Below are 22,673 nucleotides of genomic sequence, written 5' to 3' on the forward strand. Positions count from 1 at the left end.
AAGGGCGACTCATGCGGGTCGCCCTTTTTTCGGAATGCGAAATTACAGCAGGTCGTATTGCTTGAGCTTCTTGCGCAGGGTGCCGCGGTTCAGGCCGAGCAGCTCGGAGGCTTTGGTCTGGTTGCCCTTGACGTAATTCATCACGGTTTCCAGCAGCGGCGCTTCCACTTCGGTCAGCACCAGGTTGTAGACGTCGGTGACGTCTGCGCCCTCGAGGTGGGCGAAGTAATTGTGCAGCGCTTTCTCGACACTGCCGCGCAGGGTTTGCCCTTCTTCGCTTGGCGTATTGAGGTGCTGCTTTAAGCTGCTGTTTTCACTCACGGGAGCCATTCCACTTCCTAAGGTCTCGGTCAACATCGTCATGCGGCCACCCCTTCTCCATTGTTATACCGTTCGCTGAAAAACTCGCGAACGTTGGTGCACTGCGCGTCCGTACTGTCCAGACGATTGAAGTGGGCGCGGAACTCCCTGGCGCCCGGCAGGGTTGCGAGGTACCAGCTGACATGCTTGCGGGCAATGCGAACGCCCATTACATCGCCGTAAAAAGCGTGCAAGCCCGCCAGATGTTCCAGCAGAATCTGTTCCACCTCGAGCAACGGCATCGCCGGGAGCTGTTCACCGGTGCGCAGGTAATGCTCGATTTCGCGAAAAATCCATGGTCGGCCCTGGGCCGCGCGGCCGATCAGCAGGCCGTCGGCGCCAGTTGCCGCGAGCACTGCCTTGGCCTTCTCCGGCGTATCGATGTCGCCATTGGCGAACACCGGGATCGACACCGCCTGCTTGATCGCGGCGATGGTGTCGTACTCGGCTTCACCGGTATAGAGGTCGGCGCGGGTGCGGCCATGCACGGCCAGCGCGACTATCCCGCTCTGTTCGGCGATCTTCGCCACCTCGATACCATTCTTGTTCTGTCTGTCCCAACCGGTGCGGATCTTTAGGGTCACCGGCACATTTACCGCGGCGACCACCGCCTCGAGGATTTCCCGCACCAGCGTTTCGTCTTTCAACAGGGCGGAGCCGGCAGCCTTGTTGCAGACCTTCTTCGCCGGGCAGCCCATATTGATGTCGATGATCTGCGCGCCCATTTCGACATTGCGCTTGGCCGCTTCGGCAAGCATCTGCGGGTCGCCGCCGGCGATCTGCACCGAGCGCGGCTCGGGATCGCCTTCATGCATCAACCGCAGGCTCGACTTGCGGGTGTTCCACAGGCGCACATCGCTGGTGACCATCTCCGATACCACCAGCCCCGCGCCCAGGCGCCGGCAAAGCTGGCGAAACGGCCTGTCAGTGACGCCGGCCATAGGCGCGAGAATCAGCTGATTGGGCAATGTATAGGGGCCGATGCGTAGCGCCGACATAGGGCTTCCCTGCTCAAGAGACGTGCTGTTGAGACCGATAGGAGAGTGCGAAAAAGGGTGGGCATGATACCCGCTCTGGATGACCGGAGAAAGGTCGTTTTGAACAAATTCTGAACAGCTATCGGCTTATCGCGAAGGGTTTGGTTGGCGACTGTTTGCTGACGATCTTGCGCCCGCTATTCCGGCGAGTGGAAGCTCAGGCTGTAGTTCACGGCGCGCTCGCCCGGGTCGAGGATGTCCAGCGACACGTGAATCGGCGTCTGCGGCGGCATCTCGTCCTGACCGGCCAGCTCGCCCGCGAGGTACTCGCTGGGTTTGAAGCGGCGGCTGGCGAGCAGCTTGCCATTGATGTCGGCGAAGCGTATTTCCAGCAGCGGGAATGGCTGGGCGAATTGCGCGCGGTTATACAGGATCGCGTCCACCACCAGCGCGCCGCTGAATTCCGGGTGGCTGCGCACCACCAGGTTGCTGCTCTTGACCTGGGCGATGTCGACCTTGGACGGCAGCGTGCAGCCGACTGTCGGGCATAGCTGTTCGAACCAGGGGCGGTAACGGTCCTGGCGCGCCAGTTCTTCGAAGTGGTAGTTGATGTACTGCCCAGCCAGCGCACCAGCAGCGATAAGGTTGAGCAAGCCCCAGGCGATCCAGCGGCCCCAGGGTTTCTTTGCCTGCTGCCAATCCAGCTGCAGGGGCTCTTCGTCCAGGTCGAACAGGTGATCGTCGCGCAGTCCGGGTTCGCTACGGGCGGCCTTCGTCCCGGCCTTGCCTGGCACTTCGTCGTCCTGCTGCTCGTCGGCATCGTCGACAGTGGCACCCAGCGCGGGTTCGACGGCCTCCACAGCGGGCTCGGCGAGCGGCTCGTCCTGCTTTTCGAGGCTGAAAGCCGGTTCACTGCGTGGCGGCAGCGGTATTGCTGGCGCGGCAGGGCGTGGCGCCGGAGTGGCTGCTGGCACAATCGGTGGCGCCGTGGCGGGGACGTCGACGGGGGCAATGCTCAGCGGTGCCGGCGCAGGGCTTTCCTGCAGCAAGGCTTCGGCCCAGCGCTCGTCATGGGCCTCGGGTTCGGTAATGGCCGGGCGATTGAAGGCTTCCGAATACTTCGGCGCCTGCTCCAGCGCCAGGAATTGCTGCGACAGCTGTTGCTCTTGTTTCTCCAGCTTGGCCAGTTCCTCGTCGAGGTCGAGGCCGTCCAGATCCAGGTCATCATGGATCCAGAAGGTGTCGCTGGGGGCTTTGCCCGGTGGCGTCTGGGTTTTCTGAACGGCCACCTGCGCGGGCACAGCCGGCTTGGCAGGCGCCGGCGCTGTGCTGCTTGCGGCTGGCCTCGGCGGTGGCGAGACAGTCGGCCGACCCTGTTCGGCAGGGATGTTCCGTTGCTCCAGCAGCTGCTGCGCCGCATTGAAGACATGCAGGCACGCACCACAGCGCACGGCGCCATGGGCAGCACCGAGCTGCGCGTGGTTCACGCGAAAGCTGGTCCGGCAATGGGGGCACTGGGTAACGAAACTTTCGGTCATGCGAGGGTCCGACGGCCGGTGGTCCGGCAAAACAAGGCGGCTAGTCTAACGCAAGTGCTTAAAAAAGCAGCAGTTACCCGCGGCGCACGCCGCTGATACGCACCCAGCCAAGTTTTTCCGCCGTTGGGTCGAGCTGGAATGCGCCTTCATAGGCGCTGCGTACCTCGTCGGCCTGCTCGGCAAGAATGCCTGATAGGGCCAGGCGTCCGCCCGGCCTGACCAGGCCGGTGATCTGCGTGGCCAAGGCCACCAGCGGTCCGGCAAGAATATTGGCAACCACCACATCGGCCTGTTGCTTGGGCAGGTCCGCGGGCAAGTAGACCGGGAAGCGGGCGGGGTCGATGCCGTTGCGCCCGGCGTTATCACGGGAAGCTTCCAGCGCCTGTGGGTCGATATCTGTGCCCATCGCCTGTGGCGCGCCGAGCAACAGCGCGGCAATCGCGAGGATGCCTGAGCCGCAACCGAAATCCAGCAAGCTGCAGCCTTCCAGCGCCTGGCCGTCGAGCCATTCCAGGCACAGCGCGGTGGTTGGGTGAGTTCCGGTGCCGAACGCCAGGCCAGGATCGAGCAGCAGGTTGACCGCGTCCGGCTCCGGTGCGGCGTGCCAGCTTGGCACTATCCATAACCGCTGGCCGAAGCGCATCGGCTCGAAGCCGTCCATCCAGCTGCGCTCCCAGTCCTGGTCGGCGATCACTTCGGCATGATGCTCCGGCAGCGCGGCACCAGTCAGCAGTTGCAGGTGGGCGAATACTGCGTTGGCCGAGGTGTCGGCCTCGAACAGGGCAAGCAGGTGGGTATGCGACCACAGCGGTGTGGTGCCCAGGTCCGGTTCGAAAATCGGCTGGTCCTCGGCATCCATAAAGGTCACCGACACGGCGCCCACTTCCAGCAGCGCGTCTTCGTAGGTTTCTGCCTGCTCCGGCGTGATGGCGAGACGGACTTGTAACCAGGGCATGGGAAACCTCGTGAAAACTGCGGCGTGATGGTGCAAATGGGCGCGCAGCTTACTTGAAACGGTCAGGCTGCTGCCACCGCTTGCGGTCGGCAGAAACGACAAGGGCTGCCGAATGGCAGCCCTTGTCTAGAGCCTATTTATGATCTGCTGCGCGTCGGCCCTGCTGCGTTAAAAACAAGCTCGGGTGCGAGCCCAGTCGGAATGCTCATTTACACCAGTAAACTCCGCTTCCTCGCCGTTTTGACCAGCCGAAGGCTGTTACTAAAGTAGCGCCTTGCATGACTCTAGCTCGCGAGATCCTAAACAGGCTCTGATCGCGCTACGCCGAAGCCTAGTGCTTATCCATACCCAGTTTCTTTTCCAGGTAGTGGATATTCACGCCGCCCTTGCAGAAGCCTTTGTCGCGGACCAGGTCGCGGTGCAGCGGCACGTTGGTCTTGATGCCGTCGACGACGATTTCGTCCAGCGCATTGCGCATGCGCGCCAGCGCTTCTTCGCGGGTCGCACCGTAGGTGATCAGCTTGCCGATCAACGAATCGTAGTGCGGCGGTACGGTGTAACCGCTGTACAGATGGGAGTCGACCCGCACGCCATTACCGCCCGGGGCGTGGAAGTGCTTGACCTTGCCGGGGCAGGGCATGAAGTTGTCCGGGTCTTCGGCGTTGATCCGGCATTCCAGCGAATGGCCGCGAATCACCACGTCATCCTGGGTGAACGACAGCTTGTTGCCTGCGGCGATGCTGAGCATCTCCTTGACGATGTCGATGCCGGTGACCATTTCCGAAACCGGGTGCTCGACCTGGACGCGGGTGTTCATCTCGATGAAGTAGAAGTTGCCGTCTTCATAGAGGAACTCGAAGGTGCCGGCACCGCGGTAGCCGATCTCGATGCAGGCGTCGACGCAGCGTTTGAGCACTTCGGCGCGGGATTTCTCGTTGATGAACGGCGCCGGCGCTTCTTCCAGAACCTTCTGGTGGCGGCGCTGCAGCGAACAGTCACGGTCGCCCAGGTGAATCGCGTTGCCCTGGCCGTCCGAGAGTACCTGGACTTCCACGTGGCGGGGGTTGCCGAGGAATTTCTCCAGATAGACCATCGGGTTGCCGAATACCGAACCGGCTTCGCTGCGGGTCAGCTTGGCCGATTTGATCAGGTCTTCTTCCTTGTACACCACGCGCATGCCGCGACCACCGCCACCGCCGGCGGCCTTGATGATCACCGGGTAACCGACTTCACGGGCGATCGCCAGCGCAGTCGCTTCATCTTCCGGCAGCGGGCCGTCGGACCCTGGGACCACGGGAACGCCGGCGCGCTTCATGGCGTCCTTGGCAGACACCTTGTCGCCCATCAGGCGAATGGTGGCTGCGGTCGGGCCGATAAAGGCAAAGCCGGAGTTTTCCACCTGCTCGGCGAAATCGGCGTTCTCTGCCAGAAAGCCATAGCCCGGATGGATTGCGGTTGCACCGGTCACTTCAGCAGCGCTGATGATCGCGGGAATGTTCAGGTAGGACAGGGCGCCAGATGCAGGGCCAATGCATACCGACTCGTCGGCCAGGCCCAGGTGCATCAATTCGCGGTCGGCGGTGGAGTGCACCGCAACTGTTTTGATTCCCAGCTCCTTGCAGGCACGCAAGACGCGCAGGGCAATCTCGCCGCGGTTGGCGATCAGGACTTTTTCCAACATCGCAGGCTCTCCGCGGTTCAAACGATTGTGAACAGTGGCTGATCGTATTCCACCGGCTGGCCGTTTTCGCCCAGGATGGATTCGATGGTGCCGCTGGTCTCTGCCTCGATGTGGTTCATCATCTTCATTGCTTCGACGATGCACAGGATGTCGCCTTTCTTCACGCTCGAACCGACTTCGACGAAGTTGCCCGAGGTGGGGGAAGCGGCGCGATAGAAGGTGCCGACCATCGGCGAGCGCACCACGGTGCCGTTCAGCTTGGCCGCAGCAGGGGCGGCGGCTTCGGCAGCGGCGACGGGTGCAGCGGCGGCCACCGGCGCGGGGGCGTAAACCGGCTGCTGGGCATAGGTCGGTTGCTTGCCGTGGCGGCTGATGCGTACCGACTCTTCGCCTTCACGAATTTCCAGTTCGTCGATACCGGACTCTTCCAGCAGCTCGATCAGTTTTTTGACTTTACGAATATCCATAGGTGTTCAACTCCCAGTGAGGTCAGGGCCGTTCAAGTTGTTCAAGTGCAGCCTCCAGGGCCAGCCGATAACTGCTGGCGCCAAGGCCGCAGATCACGCCTACAGCTACATCCGAAAAGTAGGAGTGATGGCGGAAGGCTTCGCGTTTGTGCACGTTGGACAGGTGCACTTCGATGAATGGGATGCTCACCGCCAGCAGCGCGTCACGTAATGCGACGCTGGTATGGGTAAAAGCGGCGGGATTTATCAGGATAAAGTCGACACCTTCGCCTTTCGCGGCGTGAATACGCTCGATCAGCTCGTACTCGGCGTTGCTCTGCAGGTACTGCAGATGATGCCCGGCCTCGCGCGCGCGGCGCTCGAGGTCAAGGTTGATCTGTTCCAGGGTGGTGGCGCCGTAGACGCCCGGCTCGCGCGTGCCCAACAGATTGAGGTTGGGGCCGTGCAGCACCAGCAAGGTGGCCATGTCCGCTGTTCCTTATAGTTTTTGCTGCGCGGAACTATGCCGGAGTCGGCTTGCGACTGTCCAGTTCTCGGCAATAGCCGGCACGATGTCCGTAGTTTGCGGTAATTAAATGACTATCTGCTTAAAAACGGTCGCGTGCCTGAGTCAGGCGCGTGGCGAAGGTGTCTGCATCGATTTCGCCGACCACGCGTAAGTCTGCCAATTCCTCGCCCTGGCCGTTGAACAGCAAGATCGCCGGTGGGCCGAACAGCTGATAGCGATCCAGCAGCGCGCGTTGCTCCGCGTTGCTCGCCGTCATGTCAAAACGCACCAGTCGATAGTCGGCCAGCTGGCGCTCAACCTGTGGCGCACGCAACACTTCGCGCTCGATCACCTTGCAGCTGATGCACCAGTCGGCGTACCAGTCGAGCAGCAGCGGTTGGCCGCTGTCTTGCGCGGCGCGCAAGGCCGCACTTAGCTCGGTGGGAGTGCTGACGGTTTGCCATTGGCCGGATTGCACCTGAGTTGCCTCGGTACTGCTGACCATCCGCCCAAGTGGTCGCAACGGGTCGTCCTGGCCCTGCAGCGCGCCGAACCAGGCCACCAGGGCATAAACCAGCAAGGGCAGGCCGAGCAGTTGCGCGAGCTTCTGGTGGTGGGTTTTCAGCGTCAGCTCCAACGTCCCGAGCCAGAGAGCGATGCCTGCAGCCAGGAGCCCCCATAGCGCCAAGCTGACGGGGCCGGGTACGACGCGCTCGAGCAGCCAGATCGCTACCGCCATCAGCAGTGCGCCGAACAGGTTGCGCACGGTCAGCATCCAGGGCCCGGATTTCGGCAGCAGTGCGCCACCACCGACGGCGAACAGCACCAGCGGCGCGCCCATGCCCATGCCCAGGGCTAACAGTTTGAGGCCGCCGCCGAGGGCATCGCCGCTGGCGCTGATATACAGCAGCGCGCCTGCCAGTGGCGCGGAGACGCAGGGTGAAACCAGCACACTGGACAGCACACCAAGCGCGGCTGCGCTGAAAATCGTGCCGCCGCGCAGGCGCTGGCTCAGGCGCTGCAATGGGCCGTCAACCGCGGCCGGCAGGCGCAGCTCGAGAAAGCCCAGGCTGGCAGCGCCGAACAGGGCGAAGAAAATCGCGAACGGCACCAGTACCCAGGGCGATTGCAGACGGGCTTGTAGGTTGAGTTCCGCACCGAACAGGCCCATCAGCGCGCCGAGGATGGCGAAGCTCAGGGCCATCGGCAGCACATAGGCCAGGGCCAGCACCAGGCTGCGCAGGCCGCCGGGCTGGCCGCGCAGCACCACGCCGGTGAGGATCGGCAGCATCGGCAGTACGCAAGGGGTGAAGGTCAGCGCCAGGCCGCCGAGAAAAAACAGCGCAAGGTCGGTCCAGCTCCAGGGCGTCCTGGCATCGGGTGCGGCGCTGCTGGTCGCCGCGCCGTCGCCAATTGCCAGGGTCTCGGTTTCCGGTGGGTAACAGAGGCCCTTGTCGGCGCAACCCTGATAGGTGACCAGCAGGTTGAACGGGCGGTTTTCAGGGTTGGTCAGCGGCAGCTCGACGTCCAGCACGCCGTAATACACCTCGACATTGCCGAAGTACTCGTCGAACTTCTGCTCGCCGGTCGGCAGTTGCGCGCTGCCCAGCTCAATATCAGCGGACTCGGTGCTGAACTGGAAGCGATGCTTGTATAGGTAATAGCCCTCGGCTGCGACGAAGCGCAGCTTGAGCGAGTCCGCCGAACTATCGATGAGACTGAGCTTGAAGGCTTCACGTACCGGCAGGAATTCGCTGCTGTTGTTCAGTGCGCCCAAAGGTGCGGCGGCGGGGCGGTTGTCGAACAGGCCGGCGCTGGCCGGCAGGGCGATCAGCAGCAGGAACAGGCTGAGTAAACGGCGCATGGGCGTCTCGTACTGCAAAGGTGCCGGCATGATAGCGGAGGCGTGGGGCCCGCGCACCGCCAAGGCTGTAAGCGGCTTTGTCGCGCGACCGAACGGCCGCGTTCCCCGCTCAGACCTGCGCGTTGCGCGGATTTACAGACGAAATGCCTGCACTGCCGTATGCAGGTCTCCGCCGACTTGCAGCAGATGCTCGCCTTGCTTGCGGCCCTCGCCGATGCGCAGCAGGTTGTCGCCGCCGAGCCGGTGGATGCGCTCGCTGTGGCCGCGAATGTCGCTGACCGCGCCGCTCTGCTGGGCGGTGGCGTCGGCGATACGCTCAGCCATGCGGGCGATGGTGCCAATTGCGGTCACCATTTCGTCCAGCGCCGCATCCGCCGCCTCGGCTTGCTTGGCGGTGTTTTCGGCATGTTCGACCTGCAGCCGCATGGCGTTCACGGACTGCCGGGCGGCCTGTTGCAGGCGGCCGATCAGGCCCTGGATCTCCGCAGTGGCGCCGCTGGTGCGCTGCGACAGTGAGCGCACTTCATCAGCCACCACCGCGAAACCACGGCCGGACTCGCCGGCGCGGGCCGCTTCGATGGCCGCGTTCAACGCCAGCAGATTGGTCTGCTCGGCAACGCCGCGAATCACCGTCAGCACATTGCCGATGGTTGCGGTTTCCTCCGCCAGCACCTCGATGGCGTGCGCGTTGTCCCGCACTTCGCCAACCAGCTCATGCAGGCCGCTGAGGCTGAGGCCGATGACCTGCTGGCCTTGATCCAGTGCGCTGCCGGCATCGCGGCCCGCCGCGGCTGCCTGGCTGGCGTCCTGGGCGACGCCCTGAATGGTGGTTTCCAGCGCGCCGAGGGCGTCGCGAATCTGTGCGGTGTCGCCTGCCTGGCGGGCTGCGCCGTCATGCAGGCCGCGGCTGAGATCGGCCAGCGTGTGGCTGGCCCCGGCCACCTGACTCGCATGCACATGAATGGTGCCGACCAGGTCGACCAGGTACGTGCGCAGACGATTGAGCGACGCCTCGATGTCCTTCAGCTCGCGGGTGCGCGAGCCGAGCTGGATGTTCTGGCTGAAGTCGCCTTCAGCCCATGTCGACAGCGCCGGAACCAGCCGTTCGAGTACCCGCGTCAGGCGGCGCTGAAGGGTATCGATAAGCAGGGCGATCACCAGGATGACGCCGATCATCAGCCCCAGGATCAGCTGGACCTCGCCCTGGATCCGACCGTGCTCGGCACGCACGGCGGGCTCCAGCGCGGCAAGGGCCTGTTGCACGCCGTTGATCTGCTGGCGCGTGGCGCGGGCCAGTTCGACGCGCTGGGTGATCAGGGCCTGGGTGCGTTGAAGTTCTGCCGGGTAGCGGCTGATCAGGCCTGTAAACTCGCGCTTCAGAGAAATGCCGGCGTCGTCCGATGATGCCTGTTGGTCATCGCCGGCCAAGCCGAGCAGGGCGGCGAAGTTGTCGTTGGCGGACGCAGTCGCCTCCGCCACGCCAAGCAGCGGCAAGGCATCCAGGGTCTGCGCCTGTTGCCTGAGGCCTTGCAGTTCGCGCTCAACGTCCACTGCCAGCTCGGTGCGCTCGCTGCTGACCAGCTTCGCCCGGGCATGGGCCAGGCGCGTCAGGTGCTGCGCAGCAGCGAACAAGGGCTCGCGGTAGGCCGCAGCCGCGCCATTGGCATCCGCTTTGGCATAGCCCGCCAGCTGTTCCAGTGCGCCGCCCATTTCCCGCTCCGCCTGCAGCATCAGGCCCTGCGGGTCGCCGGCCAGCTTGCCGGCTGCCAGCAGCTGGTTGGCGCTGAAGGCCCGCAGGGCCGACAGGCTCGGGCGCATCTGGTCGACGAGTTGCGGCGGCAGCTCGTCGATGGCCAGCGTCAGGTTATCTAGCGCCTGCAGCGCAGCGCTGTGTTGCAGCGCATCGCCGCTGCCGAGGTAGCCGAGGGCATTGTCCGCCACCTGCTGCTGGAATTGCTGGGACAGGCTGAGGTAGCGCTCCATCAGCCGATACGGCCGTTCAAGGGCGCGCTGCGACCACCAGAGCGTCGCCGCCAGGGCGATGCACACGGTGACCAGCAACAGGGTATTGAGGTTGGTAAACGACTTCAGGCGCATAGGGCTCGACCGACTACGGAACGGTGGCGACCGACACCCGAAGATGGCCGCTGAGCCTGAGGTTATTGCGTTTTCATGACGGACTTGTGACGGCGACTTCCGACGAGCCGGAATTGTCGCCGTTTAGCTCAGCGCAGCTGGAAAATCTCGACCCGGTTGCGCCCGCCATTTTTGGCCACGTACAGGGCTTCGTCAGCTTGCTGGGACAGCACCTTGCTGTCTGCGCCGCGGGCCATCTGAGTGATGCCGCAGCTGAAGGTGCAGGACAGGTCTTCCGGTTGCGCCGGGTAGCGAATCTCGGCGAAGCGCCGGCGAATCTCGTCGATGACCAGCAGCGCTTGTTCGGCGGTGGTGTCCGGCATCACCACGGCAAACTCTTCGCCACCGTAACGGCCGATGAAATCGCTCTTGCGCAGGCGCTGCTTGAGGAACAGTGCCAGGCTCTTGATCACCCGGTCGCCCATGGGGTGGCCGTAGTTGTCGTTGACCTTCTTGAAGAAGTCGATATCCAGCATGGCGAAGCTCAGCGGTTCGCCGTCGCGCTGCGCCCGCGAGCGCGAATCTTCCAGCAGCTGCAGGGTGTGGGTGTGGTTGAACAGGCCGGTCAGGCTGTCGCGCACCATGCGTGCCTTCAGGTTGCGCGCGCGGGCGGCGCGGTTGCGCACGGTGGCGATCAGATGGCGTGGCTTGATCGGCTTGGTGAGGAAGTCATCGCCGCCCTCGCTCATCGCGTCGAGCTGCTTGTCGAGGTCATCTTCGGCCGACAGGTAGATGATCGGCACGCTGACATACCGGTCGTTGTGGCGAATCACCTTAGCCAGTTCGGGGCCGTTGCACTCGGGCATGTACATGTCGAGGATGATCAGGTCCGGCTGGAAGTCGGCCAGCTCGGTCATCGCCTGAATCGGGTCGAGCAGGGTGCGGGTGACGATTCCGGCGCTGTTCAGTACGCGTTCGGTGTAGGTCGCCTGGGCGCGCGAATCGTCGATGATCAGCACTTTGTAGGGTTCGTTCTGGGTGACGTGGGTCAGCACTTCGATGCGTTCAAGCAGCATCGAGGCGTCCAGCGTGCCGGTGAAGAAATCCTGGCCGCCGGCCCGCACGGCCGCCAGACGGGTGGGCGTGTCGGTATCGGTCTGGCTGAAGAACAGCAGCGGAATCTTTTGCTCCAGGCCTTCCTGGACCACCTCGGCCAGACGCAGGCCGCAGCCGCGCCCGGAGAAATCCACGTCCATCACGATTGCCGCGGGATGGCGATCGAGCATGGCGTCGCGAAACGCGTTGGCGGTTTCCAGCGGCACCGCGGTGATGCCGAAAAAGTCCAGCTGGCGGGCCAGCCGTTCGGCCTGCTCGAGGTGCTGCAGGGCGAGATACACCGGTTTGCGCAACTGATGCAGGACCGTCTGGCCGATCTGGTCGCCATGCCTCAGGCCTATACGCGGCAGGCGGTGCATGAGGTTGTTCAGTTCGTTGATCAGGCTGCTGGTCAGCCGGCCGCTGTTTTTCGCCACCGCTTCCAGGCAGGTGTTGATGCTGAGCGCCAGCTGATGGTGTTCGGTCTGCTCGAAACGCTCGGCATAGCGCTGCAACAGCATGGTCGCCTCGCGCAGTTCGTGCATGCCGAGTTCATTCCATTCACTGCGTTGCAGGTGCTGCCAGATATCCAGCACCTGTCTCGCCTGGTGAATCACGCGTTGGGCGAAGTGCTGTTTCAGACGGTCGTGGCTGAGGTCTTCTTGCTCGGTCATGGCCTTTATTCGAGGAGGGTGCAGCCTGAATAGGTGCTGGCGCTATGCTACCAGTCGTGGGCAGCTTTGCCAGCGCCGTCGATCAAAGTACCCCAGCCTTCTGTCCGTAAACACAAGACATTCAAGATCGTCGACAAAGCGTTTAGTTCTCCGGCCAGGCCTGGGGTGTGACCTGGTCTTCCCTTATAGTAGGAAACCGCAGCGCAACCCTGACTCCCGGCTGCGGTCGAACAGACGAACGCCGTAACGACAAAAAAAGGACATTGCCATGTTGGATTGGAAAAATCGCACTGCAGGTGCTGACACCGCAGCCGCTGGCGGTCAGCCCCGCGGAAAAACTGGCGCGAGTGCGTTGGGCCGAGTGATCGGGGGCGTGCTGGGTCTTTATCTGTTGATCGCCGTGATCGTCGGTTGGTACTGGAGCCAGGAACCCGAGCAGTTCTCCGTGCAGCAGCACGTGCACTCCGCGGCGCAGAGCGCCAAACATCAGATGGTCAATGGCTACACCACCGTGGCGACCCTCAAGCAGGTGGCGCGAACCCTACTCGACAAGCCGGGTGGTTACCTGGCCAACGACATTGCCCCGCCCGGCCTGTGGCTGGACAACATGCCGAGTTGGGAATACGGCGTGCTGGTACAAGTCCGCGACATGTCGCGCGCACTGCGCAAGGATTTCGCCCGTTCGCAGTCGCAATCCACCGAAGACCCGGATCTGGCCAAGGCCGAACCGCGTTTCCATTTCGACAACACCAGCTGGGCGCTGCCGGCATCGGAAGCGGAGTACGGCGAAGCCATCAAGTCGCTTGACCGTTACCTCGCGCGGCTGGCCGATCCGAGTTCCAACGCGCAGTTCTATACCCGCGCCGACAACCTGAACAACTGGCTCGGTGATGCGGCGACTCGTCTCGGTTCGCTGTCGCAGCGCCTGTCGGCGAGTGTCGGTCAGGTGCGTTTGAACACCGAAGTGCGCGACCCGGCGCAGGGCGATGGTGGCGAGGTGGAAATCATTGAAGGTGGCTACGAGACGCCGTGGCTGCAGATCGACAACGTGTTCTACGAGGCACGCGGCCAGGCCTGGGCGCTGGCGCATCTGCTGCGGGCCATCGAGGTCGATTTCGCCGATGTGCTGGCGAAGAAGAACGCCACCGTCAGCCTGCGTCAGATCATCCGCGAACTGGAGGCCGCCCAGGAAACCCTGTGGAGCCCGATGATCCTCAACGGCAGCGGTTACGGCCTGCTGGCCAACCACTCGCTGGTGATGGCCAACTACATCTCGCGGGCCAACGCCGGTCTGATCGACCTGCGCACACTGCTCAGCCAGGGTTGAGGCATGCCCGTTTCGCCGCAGGAGGCGGCGCACCGTGCCGCGTCCGACGCCGAGCTGATTGCCTGGGTCGATGAGCAGGACCGCTTACTCGGCGGCCTGCCGCGTGCCCAATTGCGCGACCGCGGGCTGATCGGTCGCGGCACTTTCATTCTGCTGTTCAACAGCGCCGGCGAGCTGTGCGTGCACCGCCGCACCCTGAGCAAGGCGCTGTACCCCGGCTATTGGGACGTGGCCGCTGGCGGCATGGTGCTGAGCGACGAAAGCTATGCCGAGTCGGCGGCCCGGGAACTGGAAGAAGAGCTGGGTATCAGCGGCGTCGAGTTGCGCGAGCACCAGCGTTTCTTCTTTGATCAGGCAGATAACCGGCTATGGTGCGCCGTATTTTCCGCGGTGTCCGACGCGCCGCTGCGCCTGCAGCCTGAAGAGGTCCTGGAGGCAGCGTTCATGCCTGTCGACCAGGCCTTGCGCAACGCCATGCACCAGCCGTTCTGCCCCGACTCACTGCAGGCCCTGCGCCACTATCTAGATGTTACCGAGTAGGGTGGACATGGCGAAGCCTTGTCCACCGCTGGCTCAGGCGCCAAACCAACGTCCTACCAGGTATCGACGAACCCGCGTTTCTTGCCGTCCTTTGGCTTAGGTACGGGGGCGGCGTTCAGGCCGCGCATCAGCCAGACGCGGGTATCGGCCGGGTCGATCACCGCATCGATTTCCAGGAAACTCGCCATGTTGATGGCCTTGCCGTTCTGGTAGGCCTTGGCCACCAGTTTGTCGAACAGCCGTTGCCGTTCGGCGGGCTCTTCCAGCGCAGCCAGTTCCTTGGCAAAGCCCAGGCGCACGGCACCCTCGAGACCCATGGCGCCGAATTCGCCACTGGGCCAGGCGATGGTGAACAGCGGTGAATGGAAGCTGCCGGCGGCCATGGCCTGGGCGCCAAGCCCGTACCCCTTGCGCAGCACGACGGTGAAGAACGGCACGCTGAGCCCGGCTGCGACCACGAACATGCGCGACACGTGGCGCACCGTGGCCTGCTGCTCCGCCTGCGGGCCGACCATGAAGCCGGGCGTGTCGCACAGCGAAACCATCGGAATATCGAAGGCATCGCACAGCTGCATGAAACGCGCCGCCTTGTCGCCGGCATCGGCATCAATGGCACCACCCAGGTGGGCGGGGTTGTTGGCGATCAGGCCGAACGGCCGACCTTCGATGCGGATAAAGGCGCTGATCAAGCCCGGCGCGAACTCGCGGCGCAGTTCTAGTACCGAGCCGGTGTCGGCGAGCGCCGTGATGAGCTGGCGGATGTCGTAGACGCGCAAACGGTTTTCCGGAATCAACTGGCGCAGCTCGCGTGGGTCCGCGCATTGCCACTGCTGCAGCGGGCCCTGGAAATAGCCCAGGTACTGTTTCGCGACACGCACCGCTTCGGCTTCGTCGGCGACGCGAACATCGATCACCCCGTTGGGGCCTTGCACGCTCACCGGGCCAACCTGTTCGGGCGTGAAGCGACCCAGGCCGCCGCCTTCGATCATCGCCGGGCCGGCCATGCCGACGGTCGCGTTGTCGGTGGCGATGATCAGGTCGCAGCAGCCGAGCAAGGCGGCGTTGCCAGCAAAACAGCGGCCGGAAACGATTCCCACGGTAGGGACGAGCCCGGACAGCCTGGCCATGGCGACGAAGGTGTGGCAGTCCAGCCCGGCAACCCCGACGAAGTCGGTATCCCCCGGCCGGCCACCGCCGCCCTCGGCAAACAGCACCAATGGCAGCCGCCACTGCTCGGCGAGCCCGAGCATGCGGTCGGTCTTCTTGTGGTTCATCACGCCCTGGGTGCCGGCGAACACCGTGTAGTCGTAGGCGATGGTCATGCAGCGCGCGGCCTGGCTGCCGAAGGCCTCGGCGTTGACCGTGCCGATACCTGCCACTAGACCGTCGGCCGGGCTCTGCTCGATCAGCTCGTCGAGCGAGCGGCGTCGCCGCTGGGCGGCGAGTGCCAAGGCGCCGTATTCGATGAAGCTGTCGGCATCGAGGAGGTCCGCGAGGTTCTCGCGCACCGTGCGCTGTGCGGTTTTGCGGCGTTTGGCGACGGCCTGCGGGCGCCGCTGATCGCCAGTGATGGCGTGGCGCTCGAGCACCTCGGCAAGGTCCGCGCGGATATGCTCGAGGTCCAGGCTTTCCTCGCTGTGCGACACCGCGGCGTCGATCTTGGCGGGCTCGAGAAACAGCAGTGGCTGACCTTCCGTGACCGCATCGCCGGGCGATACGGGCAGGGTGCGGACAATGCCGCTTTGGCTGGCCTTGACCACGAATTCCATCTTCATCGCTTCCAGCACGGCAATTGCCTGGCCGGTCGCCAGCGTATCGCCGATGGCGACTTCCAGGCTGACCAGAATGCCGCTGCTTGGGGCATTCAGTGCGACGCAGCCGGGCGGCAGCTCCACGCTTGCCGGGGCCGTCGCGGCGTTTGCCTGGCTGGCCGCGAAATACAGGTGCGCGTGGGCCTGTTCGGCCGGGGCGAGCAGGCGCTGCAACTGGCTTTCGACGAATCGGGTGCTGACCTGGTTGGTCGCGACCTCCGGCAGGCACAGGAGGTTCTGCAGCAGCGGCACATTGCTCGCCACGCCTTCCAGGCGAAACTCGCAGAGCGCCCGATAGGCTCGGCGCAATGCGCTGGGGTAATCCGCTGCATGGACGATCAGCTTGGCCAGCAGCGAGTCGTAGCTGGGGCTGACCGGATAACCGGCATAACCGTAACCGTCGACGCGCAGTCCCGGCCCGCTGGGCGGCTCGTAGGCGCTGAGGGTGCCGCTGACCGGGCGGGTTTCGCCGTCAGCGCTCATGCTTTCCAGGTTGATGCGCAGCTGCAGTGCGCAACCCTGGATGGCGGGCGGCGTGAGCAGGTTCAACTGCTGCAGGGTTTGCCCAGCCGCCAGGCGCAGCTGGGTGTGCAGCAGGTCGACGCCGCTGATCTGTTCGGTGACGGTGTGTTCGACCTGAATGCGCGGGTTGGCCTCCATGAAATAGAAGCGCTCAGGTTGCTCGACATCCAGCAGAAACTCGAAGGTGCCGAGGCCCTGGTAGTTGACCTCGGCGGCCAGTTGCAGGGCTGCGGCGATCATCCGCTCGCGGGTTTCGCCAGCCAGGTCGGGGCTGGGGGCGATCTCCAGCAGCTTTTGCTGGCGGCGTTGGAGGCTGCAATCGCGTTCCCACAGGTGGCTGACCGCGCCGCTGCCGTCGCCGAGCACCTGGATTTCGATATGCCGCGCCTGGCGGACCAGCTGCTCGACATACAGCGAGTCGATGCCGAACGCCGCGCGCGCTTCCGATTGGCAGCGGGCGAAAGCGTCGTCCAGTTGCGCTTCGGCAAGCACCGCGCGCATGCCGCGTCCGCCTCCGCCGGCCAGGGCCTTGAGCATCAGCGCGCCACTGTCGCCCAGGCTGCGCAGAAAGTCGCGGGCTTCGTCCAGACTGACGGCCCTGTTGATGCCACGCACCAGGGGCACACCGCAGCGTTCGGCCAGGGCGCGGGCCTGGGCCTTGTCGCCGAATAGCGTCAGGACTTCGGCGCTGGGGCCGATAAAGCGCAGGCCTGCCGCCTCGCAGCGGCGGGCGAATTCGGCGTTTTCCGCGAGAAAGCCATAACCCGGATGGATCGCCTCGCAGCCTTCTGCCTGGGCGATCTCGATCAGTTGCTGCATGTCCAGGTAAGCCGCCACGCCACGCCCTTTAAGGGCGACGGCACTGTCGGCCCTGCGCACGTGCAGGGAGGCGCCGTCGTCTTCGGCAAAAACCGCGACCGAGCGGATACCCAGCTCGGCGGCGGCACGGGCGATGCGGACAGCGATCTCGCCACGGTTGGCGATCAATAGCGCAGAAAACGGCATGGGCTACTCCAGAATTTTTATTCTGTGGCCATCTTAGGCGCTCCCTGCGAGGGGTAAACCAAGCGTTACCGGCTGAGGGTGGGGCTATTTGTTCGGGTGATGATGGGCGGCGAGGTGCCGCTACAGAGAGGCAGGCGCTGTGGCGAGGAGCGAGCGCCTAACTGCGTCGCTCAACCACGTAGCGCGCCAACTCGCGCAGTGGCTCCGCTGCCTGGTCGAATGCACGCAGGGCATGCAGGGCCTGGTCGCGCAGTTCAACGGCATAGTCTTTGGCTGCACCGAGGCCGAGCAGGGCGGGGTAGGTGGGCTTGTCGTTGGCCTGATCCTTACCCTGGGTCTTGCCGAGCGTGGCGGTATCGCTTTCGACGTCGAGGATGTCGTCCTGCACCTGAAAGGCCAGGCCGACGGCGCGGGCGTAGGCATGCAAGCTTTTCAGCCTTTCCTGATCGGCCTGGCCGCTGGCCAGGGCGCCGAGTTGCACGCTGGCTTCTATCAGCGCGCCGGTCTTGTGCCGGTGCATGGTTTCCAGCGCCGGTTGGTCGAGTCTGAGGCCCACCGAACCGAGGTCGATCGCCTGGCCGCCGACCATGCCGGCCGGCCCGGCGGCGTGGGTCAGGCAGCGAATCATCGCCAGACGCAGCTCGGCGCCGTGGGGGTTGCGCTGTTCGTCGGCAAGCACCTCGAATGCCAGGCTCTGCAGGCCATCGCCGGCGAGAATGGCGCTGGCTTCATCGAACGCCTTGTGGGTCGTGGGCTGGCCGCGACGCAGGTCGTCGTCGTCCATTGCCGGCAAATCGTCATGCACCAGCGAGTAGGCGTGAATCAGCTCGACCGCGCAGGCTGCGGCATCGGCACGCTGCGCCGCGCCACCGAGGGCTTCGCAGGCGGCGTATACCAGCAACGGGCGAACCCGCTTGCCGCCGTTGAACACGCTGTAGCGCATGGCCTGATACAGCCGCGTCAGTTCGGCTTGCTCGGGGGTGAAAAGGCTGTCGAGGGCCGCGTCGACCCGGCGTTGGCACTGCGCCTGATAGGCCGCAATCATGCGAGCGGGTCCGCGTCGAAGGGGGCTTCCTCCAGTTCGCCGTCGCGCTCGAGCAGAATCTGCACCTTCTGCTCCGCCTGGGTCAGCGCGGCCTGGCAGTCGCGGGTCAGGCGGATGCCCTGTTCGAATGCGCTCAGGGAGTCCTCCAGGGTCAGCTCACCGTTTTCCAGGCGTTCGACCAGGTTCTGCAGGTCGGAGAGGGATTGCTCGAAGTCGAGCGTGGCTTTTTTTCGGGCCATGGCGGGCGTTCTCTGGCGGGGCGCGGGCGGCGTTGAAACCGGCGCGACACTAGCAGAGCCGTGCCGCGCGGGCAATCGACAGCGCCGCCGGGCGCCGCTGTCGACTTGCTTTTTGGCTACCGGCGACGGCGCTAAGTTCCCTGCGCGGGCAGGCTTAAGTCGCCGCGAAATAGGTGGCCCAGAAGTAGTAAGCGGTCATCGCCGTGCCGACCGTGATCACCAGCGCGCGCAGCAACCGTGGCGGCAAGCGTTGGCCGAGGGCGCCGCCCGCATAGCCGCCAGCCGTGGCACCGACCAGCAGAATTGCCAGCTCGTACCAACTGACCCGGCCCGCCAGCACGAATGTCAGGGTGGCGACGCTGTAGATCACCGCCGAGATCAGGTTCTTCAGAGCATTGGCGCGGGCCAGCGGATGGCCCTCAATGGAAAACGCGGCGAGCTGCAGGATGCCCATGCCGGCACCGAAGTAGCCGCCATAGATCGACACACCGATATGGGCGCCGAGCGACAGCGGGCTGTGCGGCGGTTGCGCGGCATCGGCGCGGCGGGCGGCCAGCGCGCGGCTGAGCCAGGGGCTGGCGGCGAACAGCGCAGTGGCCGCGAGCAGCAGCCAGGGAATCAGGCCGCGAAATACCTCGTCGCCGCCCGCCAGCAACAGCAGGCCGCCCAGCAGGCCGCCGCACAATCCGGCGCCCAGCAGCGGCAGCAGGTAGCGGCCAAGCGGACGCAATGATGCCCGCGCCGCCCAGGCACCGGCCAGGCTGGCAGGCCACAGTGCCACCGCGTTGGTGGCGTTGGCGGTTACCGGCGGCAGGCCCGCGGCGAGCAAGGCCGGAAAGGAAAAGAAGGTCCCGCCACCGGCCAGGGCATTCATCCCGCCAGCGGCGAAGCCGGCGAAAGCGAGCAGCATGATCTCGGTAAGGGGCATGGGCCGCGCTCCAGGCAAAGAGCGCCAAGGGTACGGGCTGGCTGGCCGATCAGCCAAGTGCGATCAAGCGCCAGCCCGGGGTTTTCGAGGGTTAGCCGATGACGCCGTAACCGCGCGCCATCAAGGTTGCCAGCAATGGGATGAACAGCAGCACCAGCAGCTCCAGGCGAATCGTCATCAGCACCAGCTTGGCCTGGCGTGGGCTGATGCTGGGTGCCTGGCCTGCCTTGAGCGCGTTGCGCCAGTTTAGGAATACGAAGGTCGGCAGAATTGACAGCAGGGCAACCAGCACGAACAGGCCGACCTTGGCGTGGAACAGGCTGTTGCTCAGGTAGTAGCTTGCGCCTTTGCCGAACCAGATCACCCGGACTGCCCCGGTGGCCAACACCAGACCGGCGCTGATGCCGTAAGCAATGTCGATCATCACCAGGCGACGCGCGCGAGCGACATCCAGCGGCAGCTTGAACTGTACGTGCTCGATGCTGAGCAGCGCGAACAGCAGAAAGATCGACAGGTAGTGCAGGTACGCGGCTATGGCTTCGCCCATCGGGAACTCCTTGTTGCCGGTTGGTGATGGTGGGGGAGGGTGTAGATCACGGGGCCAGCTCGACGCGATTGCGGCCGTTGCCTTTGGCCTGATAGAGCGCCTGGTCGGCCCGCGCCATGGTTTTCTCCGGTGCTTCTGCACCGGCAGCCAGCGCGGCACCGACGCTAATGGCCAGGTTGAGGCTGACGCCATCGGCGTCGATTGGCGATTGGCTGATCGCGGCGCGCACACGCTCGGCGATCTGCAGCAGCTCGTGGTGATCGTGCACCTGCAGAATCACCACGAACTCCTCGCCGCCGCTGCGGGTCACGATGTCGTGGGGGCGCACCGCCCCACTGATCCGCCGCGCTGCGTGCCATAACGCCTGGTCACCTGCGCCGTGGCCATGGTTGTCATTGACCTTCTTGAAGTAGTCGAGGTCGCAGAACAGCACGCCGAGTAACAGGCCTTGGGCCTGTGCCTGATCGTACTGGCGCTGGAGGAAGTGATTGAGGCCGGCGCGGTTCCACAGCTGGGTCAACGGGTCGAGCATTGCCTTGCGCTGCTCGCGGCTGAGAGCGGCACGCAGCTGTGCGGTTTGGGCGTTGACGTGGCGCAGCTTGAGATAGCCTTCGACCAGCACGGCCGAGTCCATCAGCAGCTTGACCTGCTTGCCGTTCAGCTGCTTGGGCGCGGGGTCGATCAGGCAAAGGGTGCCCAGCGGCTGGCGCTCTTCGGAAAGCAGCGGCTGGCCTGCATAAAAGCGGATATGCGGGTTGCTGGTCACCACCGGATTGTCGAAAAAACGCGGGTCGCTGTGGGTGTCTTCGACGATGAAAGGCTCGGTGCCTAGGATCGCATGGCCGCAGAACGAAATGGCGCGAGGGGTTTCCGCGATATCCATGCCGATGCGCGCCTTGAACCACTGGCGATCACGGTCGATCAGGCTGACCAGCACGGTTTTAACCCCGAATAACTCCCGCACGACCCGCACCAGGGTGTCCAGATAGGGGTCGGCCGGGGTGTCCAGCAGGTCCTGGTCGTCCAGAATCTGCTGACGCATCAGTTCATCGCATGGCTGTTCGGGGCTAAGCATGCGCAGTTCCTCGGAGGGTCGGGGCAAACCATTGATCGCGGCGTGTCAGGTGGTAAGCATAGACCGCCAGAATGCCGCTTCGTAAGCTCATGAAGCAAACGAACGCCAGCCACACGCCGTGGTTGCCCAAAGGGTGCAACAGCCAGGCCACGGGCAGGCTGAGAAGCACCGCGAGAAGCATGGCGTCACGCATTTCCCGGGCGCGGGTGGCGCCGATGAACAGGCCGTCGAGCAGGTAGCTCCACACCGCGATCAATGGCAGCAGCGCCAGGTAGGGTAGAAAATCCAGGGCGGCGGCGCGTACCGCAGCGATGTCGGTTTGCAGGTAGATGAACCAGTGCCCGGCGCAGAGAAATAGCAGGGCGAAGCCGAGGCTGGCCAACAACGACCAGCCTCCCGCGACGATCAGGCTACGCCGTAATGCCAAGCGATCATGGGCGCCCAGGGCATGGCCGCACAGCGCCTCCACCGCGTGGGCCAGGCCATCCAGCGCGTGGGCGGTCAGCAGAAGGCCGTTGAGCAGCAGCGCATTGGCAGCCACCGTCGCCTCGCCGAGCCGGGTGCCCTGCACGGTAATCAGGAAAAACACCAGTTGCAGCGCCAGGGTGCGGATGAAGATGTCGCGGTTGACTGCCAACAGCGGACGCCAGTTGCCCCAGCGCCGCAGCGCCGGCCAGTCGATCCGCCCGGCATAACGCCCGAGCGCATGGCGCGCCAGCCACAGGCCGAGCAGCGCGCCGCTCCATTCGGCGATCACCGAAGCCCAGGCCGCGCCGGCTACGCCCCATTCCAGGTGCAGAACGAAGAACAGGTCGAGCGCTACATTGAGCAGGTTGATGGTCAGCAGAATCGCCAGCGGCCCGCGGGCATTCTGGGTGCCGAGCAGCCAGCCGATCAGCGCATAGGTGGCCAGCACCGCGGGCAGCCCGCACAGGCGAATGGCCAGGTAGCTGCGCGCCAGCGCATCCAGCGCCGCACTGGGCTGCATCAGGCTTAGCGCCGCGCTGCTGAACGGCAATGCCAGCAGGATCAGCACCGCCGCAAGCAACCCGCTCAGCAGCAAGCCTTGCAGCAACACCTGGCGCAGCGCGCCGCCATCGTCGCGCCCTGCCGCCTGGGCGGCGAAGCCGGTGGTGCCCATGCGCAGGAAGCCAACGGCCCAGGTCAGCAAGGTATACAGGCTGCCGCCCACCGCCACCGCCGCCAACTGGTGAGCGTGGGGCAGATGGCCGATCACTGCGCTGTCCACCAGCGCCACCAGCGGCACCGAGAGGTTGGACAGGATCATCGGCGCGGCCAGTGCCCACACGCGTTGATGGGTAGGTGCATGGCGCCAGGCATCGCGTAACGAGAACATGGGTAACCGTCGGTAGGTTGGCCCAAGTCGTTCGCCTGGGCTGGGTCGGCGATTGTACGGCGCCCGCGGACGAAAATTCTGCGGTCTTTTCACCGAGGTGGAG

The 22,673-nt window shown here is 64.6% G+C and carries 18 protein-coding genes and 1 pseudogene; 2 read left to right on the forward strand and 17 right to left on the reverse strand.

What is annotated here, in order from left to right; genetic code table 11:
• Positions 1-42: 42 nt before the first annotated feature.
• The 10 genes and pseudogenes from fis to ACX0MV_RS03960 form a co-directional block, all read right to left on the reverse strand.
• Positions 43-363 (reverse strand): DNA-binding transcriptional regulator Fis, encoded by a 321-nt coding sequence (gene fis, locus ACX0MV_RS03915; protein WP_458981179.1) that lies wholly within the window; start codon positions 361-363, stop codon positions 43-45.
• Positions 360-1,358, reverse strand: coding sequence for a tRNA dihydrouridine synthase DusB (gene dusB / locus ACX0MV_RS03920; RefSeq protein ID WP_458981180.1), 999 nt, complete (start codon positions 1,356-1,358; stop codon positions 360-362). Before dusB ends, fis begins: the two co-directional genes overlap by 4 nt.
• Before the next feature lie 176 nt (positions 1,359-1,534).
• Positions 1,535-2,875, reverse strand: coding sequence for a DUF3426 domain-containing protein (locus ACX0MV_RS03925; RefSeq protein WP_458981181.1), 1,341 nt, complete (start codon positions 2,873-2,875; stop codon positions 1,535-1,537).
• Positions 2,876-2,948: 73 nt separating this feature from the next.
• Positions 2,949-3,830 carry a 50S ribosomal protein L11 methyltransferase gene (gene prmA / locus ACX0MV_RS03930; protein ID WP_458981182.1) on the reverse strand — a complete coding sequence of 294 codons (882 nt, stop codon included), beginning with the start codon at positions 3,828-3,830 and terminating at the stop codon, positions 2,949-2,951.
• A 331-nt stretch (positions 3,831-4,161) separates the two neighbouring features.
• Positions 4,162-5,511 (reverse strand): acetyl-CoA carboxylase biotin carboxylase subunit, encoded by a 1,350-nt coding sequence (gene accC, locus ACX0MV_RS03935; RefSeq protein ID WP_458981183.1) that lies wholly within the window; start codon positions 5,509-5,511, stop codon positions 4,162-4,164.
• A gap of 17 nt (positions 5,512-5,528) precedes the next feature.
• Complete coding sequence (gene accB / locus ACX0MV_RS03940) at positions 5,529-5,978, reverse strand: acetyl-CoA carboxylase biotin carboxyl carrier protein (RefSeq protein ID WP_458981184.1); 450 nt, start codon at positions 5,976-5,978, stop codon at positions 5,529-5,531.
• A gap of 22 nt (positions 5,979-6,000) precedes the next feature.
• Positions 6,001-6,444 (reverse strand): type II 3-dehydroquinate dehydratase, encoded by a 444-nt coding sequence (gene aroQ / locus ACX0MV_RS03945; protein ID WP_458981185.1) that lies wholly within the window; start codon positions 6,442-6,444, stop codon positions 6,001-6,003.
• A 121-nt stretch (positions 6,445-6,565) separates the two neighbouring features.
• Positions 6,566-8,329 carry a protein-disulfide reductase DsbD gene (locus ACX0MV_RS03950; protein ID WP_458981186.1) on the reverse strand — a complete coding sequence of 588 codons (1,764 nt, stop codon included), beginning with the start codon at positions 8,327-8,329 and terminating at the stop codon, positions 6,566-6,568.
• Positions 8,330-8,461: 132 nt separating this feature from the next.
• Positions 8,462-8,971 (reverse strand): annotated as a pseudogene (locus ACX0MV_RS03955) (methyl-accepting chemotaxis protein); the annotation flags it as partial.
• A 1,583-nt stretch (positions 8,972-10,554) separates the two neighbouring features.
• Positions 10,555-12,174 carry a diguanylate cyclase gene (locus ACX0MV_RS03960; protein ID WP_458981187.1) on the reverse strand — a complete coding sequence of 540 codons (1,620 nt, stop codon included), beginning with the start codon at positions 12,172-12,174 and terminating at the stop codon, positions 10,555-10,557.
• Between the two features lie 268 nt (positions 12,175-12,442).
• Here ACX0MV_RS03960 and ACX0MV_RS03965 point away from each other — a divergent pair, with 268 nt between their 5' ends.
• Complete coding sequence (locus tag ACX0MV_RS03965; RefSeq protein ID WP_458981188.1) at positions 12,443-13,501, forward strand: DUF2333 family protein; 1,059 nt, start codon at positions 12,443-12,445, stop codon at positions 13,499-13,501.
• 3 nt (positions 13,502-13,504) lie between these two features.
• The gene (locus ACX0MV_RS03970) at positions 13,505-14,041 is read left to right on the forward strand and encodes an NUDIX hydrolase (protein ID WP_458981189.1); all 537 of its coding nucleotides are present in this window, start codon (positions 13,505-13,507) and stop codon (positions 14,039-14,041) included.
• Positions 14,042-14,094: 53 nt separating this feature from the next.
• Here the strand turns inward: ACX0MV_RS03970 and ACX0MV_RS03975 are convergent, their stop codons facing one another.
• The 7 genes from ACX0MV_RS03975 to ACX0MV_RS04005 all read right to left on the reverse strand — a co-directional run bounded on the left by ACX0MV_RS03975 (position 14,095) and on the right by ACX0MV_RS04005 (position 22,570).
• Positions 14,095-17,379, reverse strand: a complete 3,285-nt coding sequence (locus ACX0MV_RS03975) for an acetyl-CoA carboxylase family protein (protein ID WP_458981190.1) — start codon at positions 17,377-17,379, stop codon at positions 14,095-14,097.
• Between the two features lie 157 nt (positions 17,380-17,536).
• Positions 17,537-18,424, reverse strand: a complete 888-nt coding sequence (gene ispA, locus ACX0MV_RS03980) for a (2E,6E)-farnesyl diphosphate synthase (protein ID WP_458981191.1) — start codon at positions 18,422-18,424, stop codon at positions 17,537-17,539.
• Positions 18,421-18,663 carry an exodeoxyribonuclease VII small subunit gene (locus ACX0MV_RS03985; RefSeq protein ID WP_458981192.1) on the reverse strand — a complete coding sequence of 81 codons (243 nt, stop codon included), beginning with the start codon at positions 18,661-18,663 and terminating at the stop codon, positions 18,421-18,423. Before ACX0MV_RS03985 ends, ispA begins: the two co-directional genes overlap by 4 nt.
• A gap of 154 nt (positions 18,664-18,817) precedes the next feature.
• On the reverse strand, positions 18,818-19,591 hold the full coding sequence (locus tag ACX0MV_RS03990) for a sulfite exporter TauE/SafE family protein (protein ID WP_458981193.1): 774 nt from the start codon (positions 19,589-19,591) through the stop codon (positions 18,818-18,820).
• Between the two features lie 91 nt (positions 19,592-19,682).
• Positions 19,683-20,138, reverse strand: coding sequence for a DUF2214 family protein (locus ACX0MV_RS03995; RefSeq protein ID WP_458981194.1), 456 nt, complete (start codon positions 20,136-20,138; stop codon positions 19,683-19,685).
• A gap of 46 nt (positions 20,139-20,184) precedes the next feature.
• Positions 20,185-21,213 (reverse strand): sensor domain-containing diguanylate cyclase, encoded by a 1,029-nt coding sequence (locus ACX0MV_RS04000; protein WP_458981195.1) that lies wholly within the window; start codon positions 21,211-21,213, stop codon positions 20,185-20,187.
• The gene (locus ACX0MV_RS04005; protein ID WP_458981196.1) at positions 21,206-22,570 is read right to left on the reverse strand and encodes an MATE family efflux transporter; all 1,365 of its coding nucleotides are present in this window, start codon (positions 22,568-22,570) and stop codon (positions 21,206-21,208) included. Before ACX0MV_RS04005 ends, ACX0MV_RS04000 begins: the two co-directional genes overlap by 8 nt.
• Positions 22,571-22,673 lie beyond the last annotated feature (103 nt).

This window comes from Pseudomonas cistanchae (assembly GCF_054483635.1).